Source organism: Solibacillus sp. FSL W7-1464 (genome assembly GCF_038004425.1).
Classification (GTDB): Bacteria; Bacillota; Bacilli; order Bacillales_A; family Planococcaceae; genus Solibacillus.
In genome coordinates this window covers 2006953-2021800 of record NZ_JBBORC010000001.1, presented here as the reverse complement: position 1 = coordinate 2021800, position 14848 = coordinate 2006953, and the positions used below count along the sequence as shown (strand labels likewise).

The following is a 14848-nucleotide window of genomic DNA, read 5'->3' as shown; positions in this document are numbered from 1 at the left end:
ATTACTATACAGGTAGGAATTATACAATATTTAAAGTGTGAAGATTCTTTACACAGCATTAAGGGTGAAAAGAATTGGTAAGAAAGGAGCTGCTTTTATTTCATGCAGCATTTATTTTTTGAAAGCTTTCAAAAAAATGCTTCGAAAAAAAGTTATTATTTTGCTTTCATGCTGCTCGGTCTGCTCGTACACATTTTTACAATTCCGTTCTATTTAGTAAATCGATCTAAATCAACGTATGCGGAAAAAGCTATGAATGTGAAGAGACAATTAATAGAAGACGAGAAAGTTTTCGAATGGCATAAGCAATATGAAGTAGAGGAACGGACGAAAGCTCAATTTTTTAATCAAAATGTCGATGAGCAAACTATCATTCTTGCTGCCAAGGCGCTTGCCCAAAAAAAATTGGAGCGAGAAGTTGAAAAAAGACTTGCGGCAAATGGAGTAGTGGAAAACTCCTACAAAAATTATTTTAGTACACTATTAAAACGTCCCAACTTTTTACTGATTACGATAATTCCCGGTATTTTGATGTATGTTTTACTACTCATAACGAGTAATCCATTTGCTCGCTTTATTTTTGAGCGCTTAATACAAAGTGTGTTTGTTATCATTGGGGTGGCGACACTCGTGTTTACGATTTTGTATATTTCACCGTTTGACCCCGCCCGGAATTTGCTTGGGGTGGAGGCTACACCTGCACAAGTCGAAAACTTTAACAAGCTATACGGGTTGGATCAGCCTTATTTAGTGCAGCTTTGGCATTCATTGTCAGGTTTGTTCACATTTGATCTAGGAACATCTTTTGCCGGAAAGGAAGATGTCACGCAAAGCATATTGAACAAATTTCCGGTAACACTTGAAATTGCGATGTTCTCATTACTGATGGCGATTGCCATTGCCATTCCGGTCGGTATTGTTTCGGCAGTACGTCCGAATTCATTTATCGATTATGTATTTATGCTGATCGCATTGATCGGTTTATCGATTCCAAGTTTCTGGCAAGGGCTGATTTTTATTTTGACGTTCTCGCTTGAATTGAAATGGTTCCCAGCGACGTATAATCCGGGCAATTGGATGTCGATCGTTCTCCCGATTGTTGTACTCGGAACATCGATCACTGCATCGATTGCCCGCATGACAAGATCAAGTATGCTGGAAGTAATCCATGAAGATTATATTATTACAGCGAAAGCAAAAGGGTTGAGTGAACGGAAAGTAATTACAAAGCACGCGATCCGGAATGCGATGATTCCGATTATTACAGTGATTGGACTATTGTTCGGCGGAATGCTCGGTGGTGCGGCAGTAACAGAGAAAGTATTTAATATTAGCGGTATCGGAAGTTATATTGTCGACAAGCAGTTTATTCCGGATATTCCGGCAATTTTGGGCGGGGTTGTTTATATTGCGATCACCATTTCCATTGTGAACATGCTGATCGATATTTAGTACGCTTTCTTTGACCCGAGAATTCGTTCGAAAATGAAAAAATCATAGGAGAGGGTAACGACGTGAAATTTATATCAGACGTAAAACTGCTGTTGAAAATAACACAAGAGTATGTAAATGCACAGTTTACCATTGCTTTTTCTGCGATTTTTTCATTGCTGTTTTTACTTTATAGTTTTAATTTTTCAGAAGGTGTTTGGCGTCCGTATGTAGTTGGTTTTTTTGTGATTTATATTGGTACAACGATTTACGTTTGGCTCACATCACTTCTTATTAAAAAGGATTTATCGGAGCACCGGGAACTGACAAAGCGTACACGCCTGCTTGGTATCCCGCTGATACTTACAATTTTCGTCGGGAATGTATTTGCTGCCGGATACGGTTTTATGCTCGCATCGAAAAACAAAACGGCAGAATATACTTTTGCTGTTTATGCTTTTATGACGCAAATATTCATTATCCTGATTTCGGGATTTAATTTGTTCAAACCATATGTAGTCGATACATTTGTCATTGCTATGGGCGGTTTCATTCTACTCGCATTGCTGTATTTGGCAACAGCGCTGTTCATCGCGAAATATGTCACGCCTGACACAGCGCCGAAATGGATGCTGCCGCTTGGAATTGTACTGCTGATTCCAACTTTGACAGGCAATTTCTTCTCGCTGTTACTAGGTATTACGTTAATCCGTAAAGCGCGGAATGCAGATCCGTCCGCAGTAGAGAAATGGCAAAAAACATGGAATAAGATTTTGCGGAATACGATGGCGGTATTCGGACTGTTTTTCATCGTTTTCATGTTCAGTTTATCGGTTGTCAGCTCATGGACATTCGATTATGACTTTGCGGTGGAAAACAATTATGCGGTATTGCTGCAAACACCGACGCTTGAATATCCGTTAGGTACCGATAATTTCGGCCGGGATTTATTTTCACGCATTGTGTTCGGTGCGCAAATTTCATTGATCGTTGGTTTTTGTGCTACGATCATCCCTGCGATCATCGGCGGGGCGCTTGGTGCGATTTCCGGCTATTACGGCAAAAATACCGACAATATGATTATGCGTGCATTGGATATTTTATATGCGATTCCTGGAATTCTGCTGGCAATTGCGATTATTGCCGCATTTGGCGCGAATACGACAAACTTGATTATCGCATTAAGTGTAGGTGCTATCCCGACTTATGCGCGGACAATGAGGGCGAATGTACTTCAGATTTCAAACTATGAATTTGTTGAATCCGCACGCGCTTTAGGGGCAAATGACCGCTCGATTATTTTCAAGCATATCGTTCCAAATGCGCTGGCACCGATGATTGTCAAAGCAACATTAACAATCGGAGGAGCTGTTATTTCAACTAGTAGTTTAAGCTTCCTCGGGTTAGGTATCGAACCGCATATACCGGAGTGGGGCAATATTTTAAAAGTTGGAAGTACGTATTTAGAATCACATTCATATTTAGCGATTTTCCCGGGGCTATGTATTATGCTGCTTGTTTTATCGTTCAACTTTTTCGGCGATGGACTGCGGGATGCATTGGACCCAAAATCTAATTAACTTTTTGGAGGAATTTTTCATGAATAAAAAATTATTTACGTTAGCATCAACAGCAACTGTGGCAGCAGTAGCTTTAGCAGGCTGTGTTGAAACAAAATCGGATGTAAAAGAAAATGATTCAGCAACTTCTGAAACGGCTGGCGCAAAGCCAGTCATCGAATTACTTGGTATGTCCTCTTCGGAGCAGGACATGAATATTGTACGTGACCAATTAGTGAAGAACGGTTTCGATATAAAACTGAATATTCAGCCGGATTACGGTTCATTTACAGCACAACAGGATGCGGGCAACTTTGACATTGCCATTTCAAGCTGGACGACTGTAACTGGTAACCCGGACTATGCGGTACGCGGCTTATTCAAAACAGGCGGGGACTACAGCCGGACTTCGGATGAAACAGTCGATAAATTAATCGATGAAGCAAGCACATTAACAGGTGATGAAGCAAAGGAAAAATATAAAGAGCTGGAACAAGCTTTAGTATTCGACAATGCCTATATTGCGCCATTATATATTTCTCAAAAATTCCAAGGTATTTATAAAGCGGAAGTTAATCCGGACACAGTACGTCTGCCAAAATCACGAGCTCAGGCATGGGAAACGATTTCATTCAATGATGAAGGGAAAAATGCATCTGAAACATTAGTGCTTCACCAAGCCTTGGCATCATTGACTTCCCTTGACCCGGTCAAGGCGAACGATGGATCGATCAATACATTGAACACGAATATGTATGTTCGCCTAGTGAATTTATCGGATACAGATGAAGTCGTATCAGATGGCTCACTATCATACGACCATGCAATTGCCGAAAACAATGAAGAATATTATTTCGTCCTGCGCGATGATATTAACTTCGCAAAAGTTGAAGGTGAAAAAGCGGTGGATACAGGGGATTTAGTATCAGCAGAAGATGTAGTATTCTCATTAAACCGTGCTAAAGATGAAACATCGGTGCCGGATCACCGCACATATTCCATCCATGAAAATATTGATACAGTAGAAATCGTATCGGATATCAGTTCGTTGGAATCAGTGAAAACAGCAGATGGCAAGTCTGTTTTGGAAGAATTATCGGATGAACTGCCTGCAGCGATTTCTGAAGTTGTGACAGATGAAAAAGATGTAGACAATGCAGCAGGGAAATACCAAGTTGTTAAATTGACAACGCCAAATCCTTTCCCGCAAGTATTAAACTACTTAGCGCACCAATCTGGCGGTATTGTATCAGAAGCTGCGGTAACGGCAGTGAATACATTTGATGTTGCAAGCTATGACCTGAACTCGGATATCGCTTACGGTGACCAATCGACAGTTACTGAAGGCGCAAGCTATGCCAATCATTTAGCAGCATCTGGTCCATATATTTTAGTGAAGAAAAACGATTATGAAGCAACATTTGTGAAGAATCCTGCATACCAGGCAGGAACTGAAAACGAGCCGAAAATTGAAAACATCAGCGTTCGTTTCATCCAGGACAATGACAGTGCATTATCTGCATTGCGTAATGGTGAAATCCACGTATTACAATCTGTTCCTGAAACAAAAACAGATGTAGTGGAAGGCGATGAAAACTTACAATTAAAAACAGCTGACAGCAATGCCGTATCTTACTTATTGTTCAATACAAACGGTCGTGAAACGGCGAAATCTGCAGACTTACGTAAAGCAGTACTTCACTCGATCAATCAAGACGAGTTCATCAGCTACTACCAAGGTAAGAAAAAGCCGGCTGTATCAACAGTTTCACCTTTAATCGACACAGGTTTAAAACTGGAAGCAGACAGTGCAAAAGTGAAAGAATTCCTAAAAGCCTATAACGAATCAAAATAATATAAAAAAACCGAAGCGGCAAGGAAAGCTGCTTCGGTTTCTTTGTTTATACTAACAATGATTAATTATGAAACTTGAGGAGATAGATAACCGGCTCTCAGGATATTTTCGAACTCTTCTTTTTTAACGGGTTTGGAAAATAAATACCCTTGAATGACATCACAATCGTTTTTCTTGAGAAATTTAAGCTGTTCAAATTCTTCCACACCTTCAGCAACTACATTCATCTCCAACGATTTCGCTAAGTGCAACGTAGCGCAAATAATGCCGTTATCTACTTTATCCTCATTATTAATATTATCTATAAATATTTTATCGATTTTAATTTTATTCGGTTTAAACATTCGAATCGAAGCTAAAGATGCATAGCCCGTACCAAAATCGTCAACCGCAATCCGGATCCCGAGCTCTTTTAAGCTTTGAATCGTTGAATATACACTTGATTCTATATTCAGCAACGTATCTTCTGTAATTTCGAATTCCAAATAGAACGGATCAATGCCGTAATATTCCAATTGTGTTTTCACATGTTGATACAACCCTTTTTTCATAAATCGGATAGGTGGGATATTAATTGCTATTGGAATGATAGGCAGTCCTTTTTCTTTCCATTCTTTAAGAAGCTGGCATACCTTTTCAATCACCCAATCAGTTATCCCATTGATCATATGGTTTTCTTCCGCAAGTGGAATAAATTCACCGGGAGAGACTAATCCCCATTCTTTATGGTTCCAGCGAATTAATGCTTCGGCTCCGCAAAGAGAACCAGTGCCTGTTTCTACTTGCGGCTGGAAATGCAACTCAAATTCCTCATTTGAAATCGCTTTTCGCATATCGCGATCCAATGCATACTTTTTATAAGTTGATAGATCACCTTCATCAGAAGAAAGCTGATAAGTACTTTTTCCTTCCTTTTTAGCTTTATAAAGTGCTGTGTGAGCATTTTTCAATAGGGTCAATTTTTCCCTTCCTTCTTCGGGATAGAAGGTAATGCCGATACTAGTCGAAATATTTAACTCATAATCCTGGATGGTGAACGGTTCTCTAATTTTTTTGATGATTGTTTTGGCATATTGAATCACTTCTTTTTTATTTTCGAAATTTTTTATGATCATAATAAAATCATTGCTGCTCAAACGCGCTAGATAACTGTCTTTAGGCATTATTTTTTCAAGGCGGTTTGCAACGTATTTTAAAGTTTCATCCCCGATAAAATAACCAAGTGAATCATTGATGATATTAAAGCGGTCCAGGTCGAAATAAAGAATGGCATATGGATCATCAGTCTCGCACATGTCATCCAATTTTTTGAATAGACTTTGCTGATTTGGCAAGCCTGTGAGATTATCGTAGTTGGATAGATAGTTTATTTGATGTTCTTTTTCTATTTCATAAGTAATATCCGTAACTAAACCGAATATGTTCGTTATTTGGCCATGATCATCAAGACGGGGGACAACTTCTTCAAGCAGCCACTTAGTTGTGCCGTTTCCGGAGTTAATCCGATAGATCCACTGGAAACTTTGCCCGTTCATCATTTTCTTTTTACCGTTTTCCAACTCTTGTAAATGGATGGGCTGGATCATGTTATACCAGGCTTTTGAATCCTCATATAGAGTGGATAGGGGGATCTCCAATATGTCTTCCAATCCTTTAGAAGCAAAGAGGAATTTACCGCCTATTTGTTTCCGCATCCAAATTCCAGAAGTGAGATTATCAAAAATTGACTTATAGCCTTCATTCTGTTCGATCAGCTGTTTTTTCAGCAATATTTGATATGTTTCATCTTTAATGATGCCGAAGATTTTAGCTGGCTTTCCTTCTTCACAAAACACCTCTGCATGTACTTTGAAATGTTTTAACTCATTTGTCTTTCTATGATAAACACGGACTTTATGCGTATAGTTTTCACCATCATTAATCGCTTTATTTAAATATTGGATAGAGAGGTCCAAATCATCCGGATGTATCTGTTTAAACGGCTCATCAATACTTATAGATTTTTGATAGCCCAGTCCAAACATATTATAAAAATTTTTGGAACAGATGAGTTTATCTTCGCTGAAAAGATATTCCCAGCTTCCGATTTCAGCTATTTGCTGTGCGTAGTTTAAATGATTTTCCCATTGCATTAATTCTTGTTTCATCAAAGTTTTATCTGTATTGTCGGTAACGATTAAATAAATACCGACAATTTCTTCTTCAATAATAATTGGTATGAAAGTAAGATCGAGGAATAATTTTTGATTAAAATTATTTTTTATTTCAATATTACATTTTTCAGTATGGCCTTGTAATGTTTTATTGAAAGTGTTTTTGAGTAAATGTAAGTTATTTCCGTAAACAAACTGCAGTAAATCTTTATCATCTATAATCGGCTTACCGAGTAGTGTATGGATTTTTTTATAATTTAATGAAAGTACTTCACCGAATTTAGATAATACAATAACAATATTCGGATGATTATTCGTAAGAGATGTGAAATAGTTGAAAAAGTCTTTATTCACTTCCTGATTGAGATTTCGACCCAAAAATAATTGGTTGAATTTATGATAGTTCAAATCATTTTCCATAATTTTTCCACCATCCCTCTATAAAATCCACTTCATTGATAAATAAGAAATTAACATTTGCTTGTCAACCGAATTTTACACTATATGATAAAAAAATACTATTTTCGATATTAATTATATTTAATCATAAAACGTAATGAAAATGTAGAGGTATTAAAAGTATTCAATAAAAAATGGTAAATATCCAAACATTTAAAAGCTTCACGCTAAACTGTATAGAACATTTTCAGGAAGAGGTTATTCAAAGGTATTTAAATTACAAGGAGTACAAAATGCGAATTATCTAAAACAGTAAAAGTCGCAGAACGGTGTTAGCTTTTCTTCGATAGAGACCATTTTATGATCTCCCGTAAAGGAGCAATAATCGGAAGTTATTTATACTTACAGCTTCAAAATTATATGGAATATATAGCAAAAATAAAAGCGATATAACTTAAAAAAGAAATATTTATCTATATTGGACAGATACTATATCTTAAGTGATGCTTTTGCATTGCTGGAGGAATAAATTATTGCTATATGTTTTTAAAAGTTAATTAAAAATGCCGTTTTCTCATTGAGAAAACGGCATTTGTTACTAAATGAAAAAAGATTTTCTATTAAAAGGGGGATTTGAACTATCTACTTCTTTTTCAATATACTTTTTATTATTGCTGTCCGGCACGTCGGTATTCTTTTACTGTACCATCAACATACTTAATTTCTATTTCCACTTCCAAGTAACTGTCAGGTTGTTCAAATTTCTGAAGTACTTCATCTATAACTGCTTCATTGTCAGTGTTAGCGTCAAATGTGAAGCTTTCAAAAATCGGCACCAATTTGTTTGTTGCCTCATTACCTTCCATTTTTGTCTTATTTACTTCATCTTCAATTTGTGCTTCCGCTCGTGATGCTTCATTTTCATAACTCACTTCATAGCTTTTATCATCCGCATACTGAATATCCAAATCAAAGTGAGTAAAGTTAAATGGGGCATCCGAAGTGTCGGTAACAGTACTTGTCTGATTCATCGTATTTTGTTCCGTCGGCGCATTATCAGGTAAGTTGGTTGCTTCTTCGCTGTCACCACAGCCTACTAATAATGCAGTTGTACTTAAGGCGCAAAACAATGCAAATTTTTTCATGAATGGTAACCACCTTTCTTATAACTACTGTTAAATTACCCGATTAGCTAAAAATTAATCAACTTAATATTATTTAGGAAAATCACTAGCGTCGCATTAAAATAATTCAACGCTATAAATAAAACTGAATTTTCTGCAATATAATCCAGGCACAAAAAAATCCTTTATAATGGTTGGGCGGTAGTAAACCATCCAAATCCAAAATAAAGGACAATCGCATGGATAAGTTTACACGAAAAACATCATTTGAACAATGGTTTTCCCCTATTACCTCGACAAAATTAGAGGAATTGGTTGAATTCTATCAATTAAATTACTATACAAAGAAGTTACACGTCGTTTCATTTCTTAAATTATTGTTGTTTGCGCAGCTGAATGAAACCGAAAGTCTGCGTGCTGTCAGTGATACATTATTTTCAGACGACCTTCAAAAAGCGACGGATTTAGAATCAATTAGCTTTTCACAGTTAGGGCGTCGGTTAAATCAAGTGCCGACAGATGTGTTCCAGCAGGTATTTCTCGATTTAGTCGCACAAATTCATGAGAAATCACATTTTGAACAACGTCGAAAAGTGACGACACCACTCAAAATTATCGACTCGAGTACGTTGCCATTGAATTTGAACAATCACAAATGGGCTGAATTCCGTAAAACAAAGTCGGGAATCAAACTCCATTTACGTCTGGTTTACTTAGAAAAGGGCTGTTCGTATCCTGACAAAGCCGTGCTGACAAACGCAAAAGAACATGATCGAGGCCAATTAGAAGTGCTAATTGACGACAAAGAATGCATGTACGTGTTCGACCGAGGTTACTTAGATTATGAGCGATTCGACCGCATGACAGACGACGGCTATTTCTTTGTCTCACGCTTGCGCAAAAACGCTGTCACACGTGTGATAGAGCCATTTGAGCTACCCGAAAATTCAGCGGTATTATCCGATGAAATGATTCTGATTGGTACGACGCAAAATCGTGCCGAAAATGCCTTTCGTCTCATCAAAGTACTGGATTCAAAGGGAAATGAGCTACATTTGATTACGAATCGTTTTGATTTAAGTGCAGACGAAATCGCTGAGTTGTACAAATCACGCTGGGCCATCGAGCTGTTCTTCAAATGGATGAAACAGCACTTAAACATTAAAAAGTTTTATGGGCAAAGTGAACAAGCTGTGCATAATCAAGTGTATATCGCGATGATCGTCTACTGCTTAAACGTACTGGCTCAGCTCCATACAAATAGTTCACGGACATACTTACAAATCAGTCGGTATTTAAAAGCAGCCCTATGGAAACCAGCGAAAATTTGGATTCGAAAAATCAAAGGAAATGCCGTCCCATAAAGAGTTTCACATTTCTGTCGCCCTCGCCAAAGGATATAGTAAAAAAATGGATGTTTACTACCTCTACTTGCGTGTCTTCGTTTTTCTTCTCAAAAGGGAAAGTTAGAAAACAGAAAATTCAGTAAATATTTACGCGACGGTAGTGTAGGAAAATATAGTTAATTTTATTTATGTCATATTAACTATAGCGAATAATGAGAACATCTAATTATATTAGGAAAATCGGAAAATATATTACATGCCAAAATATTCTATATTTTAAAAATATTATGTTACACTTATTGTGTGAAATAGATTTTAATGGAAAATGAACTTAAGCATAAGTTCCTCTCTCGTCTCTCCAATTTATTTCATAAAACCAATTGGAAATGACTTTCTAATGCAGGAGGATGTTTGAATGAAAAAGATGACTAAAACCGTTTTAGCTACAACATTGGGTACTACATTGATGCTTACATCGATTATGCCTGCCGTTAAAGCTGATGAGGTAACACCGGATATAAGCAGCTGGGCAATCGGAACTTTAAATGAAGGCGAAAAATACGGAATTTTTCCGATTGAATGGTACTATGATGGATTCCGTTCCCCAATTACATCGGAACGTTTAGATTCATTGATTGAAAAGACTGCACAAAAAATTGCAAGTTTAAATTTGGATAAAAACGAAGATTTTAAGCCCGTTGCTGTAAAAGGTGATGGAACTCGCGGCGATATTATTAGCAGTCTTTATAATATTGTCGGACAATACAAATTAGATACAGCAGATGATGCTGTAACATATATGCAAAAACATAAAGTTTTACAAGGCTCGGAACAAGGCTTGATGCTTGATAAAAAAGCTACTGCTCAACATGCGGTAATTTTTGCAGTGCGCCTAATCCAGGATACATTTGAGCAGGCAAGTGCCGGGGCAAAAGGTGTAGCGTGGGTAGTGGAAGATGAAGATACAAAAGTATATTTGCTCGGCTCTATTCATGTAGGAACACCGGATCTGTACCCGATGCATAAAAAATTGACGAAAGCCTTTGATGAGTCGGACGGCCTTTTCGTTGAAGCGAACTTATTGGATCCTACCGGGATGGAGTACTATATTGAAAAAGCGATGTTTAATGATGGTCGTACAGTTAAGGATGTAGTAAGTGAAGAAACGTATGCGAAACTGCAAAAGGTCGCAGCACAGCTTGAAATGCCTTTGGAAGAGCTGGAAATGCAAAAGCCGTGGCTGCTTTCCAATAATTTCTCGACGATGATGATGGATGGGGCATTTGGTTTAACTGCAGAGGAAATGGCGATGCATGGAGTGGATATGCAGTTTTTATTAAGTGCCTACTTACAGCAAAAACCTATTTATGAGCTGGAAGGAATCAATGCGCAAGTCGATATGTTTGAATCTCTATCACCAGAATCCCAGGAAGAATCATTGGTAGCCGCACTGGACGGTATTTTGGAGCCTACAGAACAGTCCGAAGAAGATGTTCAGTTAATGGCAGACTGGTTCACGAATTGGGTGAAAGGGGATGCGGAAAAGTTTGCGGAAAGCTTAAACGAAATGGAAGGGGATACATCCGAGTTCAATCAGATGCTGTTTGGTAAACGCGACGCAGAAATGGCCGCAAAGCTTGTCGATGTATTGGAAGAACAGAAAGGGACATTCTTTGTCGTTGTCGGCGCGGGTCACTTTTTAGTTGATAAAAATATTCGCTATCATTTAAAGGAAAGCGGTTATGAAGTAAAACCGTTTTATCAATAAATTAAAAACGCATGGAGCTGGTTACGAAAGTACCCGGACCATGCGTTTTATTTTTTGAATTACATAAAAATATGAATTAAGAATGAATTAAAGTAAGCAAAGGTCTGCCGGCAACCATGAAAATGATATAGATGGAAAGAGCTCCTAAAATGGCATATCCAGGCTTCCACATACCTGAAAAATAAAAAACAAGTACAGTAAATAATAACATACCGACAGCCCCGAAAATGGCATTTTGCTGCACAATATGAAAAGTTTCTTCCGTCATATTTTTCACTTGCATCCGCATATTAAGCAACGTTAATATCGGTAGCAATGTAATAATACCGGATAAAAAGTGCAAATTCGACTTGCTTAACCAAGAAGCCAGCAGCATCACTGTACCACCAAGAATAAACTGAATCACATAAAACACGTTTCGCCTACCTCAATTCCATTAAAATACAATAACTATAAATCATCGAATAGCATCTATCAATAGCATCTTCGGAAAACAGAATTAATTAAGTAAAACGAGAACTCCATGGTGAATTTTCTAAGATTATACTATTAGAAAACAGGGCGGTTTGCAGAATAATCAGCAACATTTCTATCGATACTGATTGACTACTGGTCCAATTACACAACATGTTTTTATGTAGTTGTTTACGGGAAGAGATGACTATCACGCATCATACATTGTCAGCTACATGGATATAGTAGGAGGAATGGAAAAATGGGAAACAAAGAATCTGAAACAAATAAAAAATCATATAACCGCTTACCTGATGAACGTAAAGACGAGAAAGTAGAAAAGTTTGATGAAACGAATCACGTAAATGTGCAAAATGAATCTATGAAAGATGATTTATTGCTTAAAACGAATAAAGAATCGTTTAACCGTTTACCGAATGAGCGTGATGATAAGAAAATCGAAAATTATAATGAACTCAGTCAGATCGAAGAAAATGAGGAAAAAAAAAGCCTAGAAACGAATAAAGAATCGTATAACCGCTTACCGGATGAGCGTGATGAAACAAAAATGAAAGATTATAATGAACGCAGCCATGTAGAAGATAGCTTAAAAAGAGATAAAACTGTTGAGACGGTGAAGGAATCATATAACCGTTTACCGGACGAACGCAATGATGAAGTGATGAAAAATTACAATGAGAGAAGTCATGTGGAAGGGGACAGTCATACAGACAAATCTGTTGGGACTGTAAAAGAGTCATATAATCGATTACCGGATGAGCGAAATGATGAAGAGATGGAAAATTATGATGAACGCAGTCATGTCGAAGGCAATCAGCTAAAGCGAGAAACAAAAGTTGAAACTGAAAAAGAATCGTACAACCGAATTCCTGATGAACCGGTTCAGGAAACTTCTGTTCATGAAACATATAAAAGTAAAAACAAATAATTTTCATCTCAATATATGAAACAAAAGCATCGATTCCATAGTCGATGCTTTTGTTTTGTAAAAATTATTAACTTCTAAGCTGATACCAGCTGAACAGCATTGCTGATAATCCGATGCTCAACAATATCCCGCCAGCAACATGTGATGCGTTGGCGTAACTTGCCTTTATAAATATGTATTCATTCGTATCTGATATACCACCGAGAGACCGAATCCTAATTGAACCGAGTGTATTGGCAATCTATCCGTTAAAAACAATTACTAGTAGCCCAAAGACTGCAAATATACTGCTTAATTTAAGCAAATCCGAGTTTTTGGTCGAGATTGTCATGTTAAACCTCCTGTATTTGTATTCGGTAGGTTTTTATAATATCGATCAGCTGCGGGAATTGTTCAACGATATGATGGGCTTTTTTTATTTCTTCTTGCTGGGCAAAATCAAAGTTAACTGCAATGGCTATTAAATTGTTGTCAATCGCCGCGTTAATATCGGATGCGCGGTCACCAACGACAAAACCGCTGACTATATTCTGTTCCTTCATTATTCGTTCAACAAGTTGGGCTTTATTTTTCGATGGAATGATATCAATACTATAGCACCCCTTTATCCAACGGTCTAAATGATAAGTAGACATAATTGCTTGTAAATAAGCCGATTCGCCATTACTGGCAATATATAATGGATAAGAATCACTCAACGATTGAAGTGTCGGCAATACGTTTTCATAAAGTGCGCCGTTTCCTTGTCGGATTTCCTCAATAAGTGCCGCCTGAAAATAATCGTTGCTCTTTTTACGAATCTTATCCGAGTGATCCGGACACAGCGTCTTCCAAACGACATCAAGAGGAACGCCCATTATTTCCCGGTATTTCTCGATAGGGGCAGCACCTGACCAAAGATTCTTATGACGTAAATACTCAAATGTACACTCAAGCGCCGGTTCTAAAATAAGATTGGTTTGAAATAAAGTGCCATCCATATCAAAAATAATTGCTGTTTGCATTAACTTCACCTCGTATTAATTTTAAAGCCGAATGATTCTTCGTTTAACTCCGCAAAACAGTACCTCACATTCAACTGGAAAATTATGTTTTGTCATTTGACGTTCTAAAAAACGGAAAGTTTCCAAAAAAAAACAGCCGTTTCGAAAATAGCTACGGCTGTTCATTCATGATTATTGTGCTGGGTTTAATTCAAGTTCTACTTTAATTTTAATATCTTTGCCTACTAAAACGCCGCCTGTTTCAAGTGCAGCATTCCATGTCAGGCCAAATTCTTCACGGTCAATTTTCGTTTCCGCTTCAAAACCGTAAACTTCCACACCCCATGGGTTTGTTCCTTTGCCGCCATATTCCACATCAAATACGACCGGTTTTGTGACATCTTTAATCGTCAAATCGCCTGAAACTTTATAATCGTCACCATCTTTTGTGACATTTGTTGAGTTGAATTTAATGTCGGGAAATTGCTCAATATCAAAGAATTCCGCTGATTTTAAGTGGTTGTCACGATCTTCATTGTTTGTAGTAATACTCGTCGTATCGATAGTAATTTCAATTTGTGCCGATGTTAAATCTTCTAAATTATCAACTTCTACATCCGCTGAATAATTTGTGAACTGACCTTTAACTTTCGACACCATCATATGCTTGACTTCAAAACCAATTGTTGAGTGTGCCTGATCGATTTGCCATTTTGCCATGATAAATTCCTCCCAACTATAATGAAACTCAAGAAAATCTTTACCTTGAATTCGAGATAAATTTACCATATTAGGAGAAGAGTGTCAATTAATATATAAGACTATTTC

The 14848-nt window shown here is 37.4% G+C and carries 11 protein-coding genes; 6 read left to right on the top strand and 5 right to left on the bottom strand.

The window, feature by feature from the left end; all coding sequences use genetic code 11:
• The first annotated feature begins 102 nt into the window (after nucleotides 1-102).
• The 3 genes from MKZ25_RS09830 (at nucleotide 103) to MKZ25_RS09820 (ending at nucleotide 4845) form a co-directional block, all read left to right on the top strand.
• Nucleotides 103-1452, top strand: a complete 1350-nt coding sequence (locus MKZ25_RS09830; RefSeq protein ID WP_340801304.1) for an ABC transporter permease — start codon at nucleotides 103-105, stop codon at nucleotides 1450-1452.
• Nucleotides 1453-1514: 62 nt separating this feature from the next.
• Nucleotides 1515-3011, top strand: coding sequence for an ABC transporter permease (locus MKZ25_RS09825; RefSeq protein WP_340801303.1), 1497 nt, complete (start codon nucleotides 1515-1517; stop codon nucleotides 3009-3011).
• A gap of 19 nt (nucleotides 3012-3030) precedes the next feature.
• The gene (locus MKZ25_RS09820) at nucleotides 3031-4845 is read left to right on the top strand and encodes an ABC transporter substrate-binding protein (RefSeq protein WP_340801302.1); all 1815 of its coding nucleotides are present in this window, start codon (nucleotides 3031-3033) and stop codon (nucleotides 4843-4845) included.
• A gap of 65 nt (nucleotides 4846-4910) precedes the next feature.
• Here the strand turns inward: MKZ25_RS09820 and MKZ25_RS09815 are convergent, their stop codons facing one another.
• A complete protein-coding gene (locus MKZ25_RS09815; RefSeq protein WP_340801301.1) occupies nucleotides 4911-7418 on the bottom strand; it encodes a sensor domain-containing protein in 2508 nt (835 codons plus the stop codon).
• 647 nt (nucleotides 7419-8065) lie between these two features.
• Entirely contained in the window at nucleotides 8066-8542 is a 477-nt protein-coding gene (locus MKZ25_RS09810; RefSeq protein ID WP_340801300.1) for a YusW family protein, read from the bottom strand.
• A 218-nt stretch (nucleotides 8543-8760) separates the two neighbouring features.
• Here MKZ25_RS09810 and MKZ25_RS09805 point away from each other — a divergent pair, with 218 nt between their 5' ends.
• Together MKZ25_RS09805 and MKZ25_RS09800 are read left to right on the top strand one after the other, a co-directional pair.
• Entirely contained in the window at nucleotides 8761-9885 is a 1125-nt protein-coding gene (locus MKZ25_RS09805) for an IS4 family transposase (RefSeq protein ID WP_340801179.1), read from the top strand.
• Nucleotides 9886-10282: 397 nt separating this feature from the next.
• Nucleotides 10283-11635, top strand: a complete 1353-nt coding sequence (locus tag MKZ25_RS09800) for a TraB/GumN family protein (protein ID WP_340801298.1) — start codon at nucleotides 10283-10285, stop codon at nucleotides 11633-11635.
• A 76-nt stretch (nucleotides 11636-11711) separates the two neighbouring features.
• Here MKZ25_RS09800 and MKZ25_RS09795 read toward each other — a convergent pair whose 3' ends face one another.
• A complete protein-coding gene (locus MKZ25_RS09795) occupies nucleotides 11712-12050 on the bottom strand; it encodes a GlpM family protein (protein WP_340801297.1) in 339 nt (112 codons plus the stop codon).
• 300 nt (nucleotides 12051-12350) lie between these two features.
• Here MKZ25_RS09795 and MKZ25_RS09790 point away from each other — a divergent pair, with 300 nt between their 5' ends.
• Nucleotides 12351-13037: a hypothetical protein gene (locus MKZ25_RS09790; RefSeq protein WP_340801296.1), complete on the top strand. Its 687-nt coding sequence runs from the start codon at nucleotides 12351-12353 to the stop codon at nucleotides 13035-13037.
• 332 nt (nucleotides 13038-13369) lie between these two features.
• Here the strand turns inward: MKZ25_RS09790 and MKZ25_RS09785 are convergent, their stop codons facing one another.
• Together MKZ25_RS09785 and MKZ25_RS09780 are read right to left on the bottom strand one after the other, a co-directional pair.
• Complete coding sequence (locus MKZ25_RS09785; RefSeq protein ID WP_340801295.1) at nucleotides 13370-14041, bottom strand: HAD hydrolase-like protein; 672 nt, start codon at nucleotides 14039-14041, stop codon at nucleotides 13370-13372.
• 171 nt (nucleotides 14042-14212) lie between these two features.
• Nucleotides 14213-14740, bottom strand: coding sequence for a YceI family protein (locus MKZ25_RS09780; RefSeq protein WP_340801294.1), 528 nt, complete (start codon nucleotides 14738-14740; stop codon nucleotides 14213-14215).
• Nucleotides 14741-14848: the final 108 nt, after the last annotated feature.

Bases quoted from the DNA above. Each gene is read 5' to 3' on its own strand.
- MKZ25_RS09800 (WP_340801298.1), top strand. From the start codon at position 10,283: ATGAAAAAGATGACTAAAACCGTTTTAGCTACAACATTGGGTACTACA.
- MKZ25_RS09790 (WP_340801296.1), top strand. From the start codon at position 12,351: ATGGGAAACAAAGAATCTGAAACAAATAAAAAATCATATAACCGCTTA.
- MKZ25_RS09780 (WP_340801294.1), bottom strand. From the start codon at position 14,740: ATGGCAAAATGGCAAATCGATCAGGCACACTCAACAATTGGTTTTGAA.
- MKZ25_RS09805 (WP_340801179.1), top strand. From the start codon at position 8,761: ATGGATAAGTTTACACGAAAAACATCATTTGAACAATGGTTTTCCCCT.
- MKZ25_RS09785 (WP_340801295.1), bottom strand. From the start codon at position 14,041: ATGCAAACAGCAATTATTTTTGATATGGATGGCACTTTATTTCAAACC.
- MKZ25_RS09820 (WP_340801302.1), top strand. From the start codon at position 3,031: ATGAATAAAAAATTATTTACGTTAGCATCAACAGCAACTGTGGCAGCA.
- MKZ25_RS09830 (WP_340801304.1), top strand. From the start codon at position 103: ATGCAGCATTTATTTTTTGAAAGCTTTCAAAAAAATGCTTCGAAAAAA.
- MKZ25_RS09815 (WP_340801301.1), bottom strand. From the start codon at position 7,418: ATGGAAAATGATTTGAACTATCATAAATTCAACCAATTATTTTTGGGT.
- MKZ25_RS09810 (WP_340801300.1), bottom strand. From the start codon at position 8,542: ATGAAAAAATTTGCATTGTTTTGCGCCTTAAGTACAACTGCATTATTA.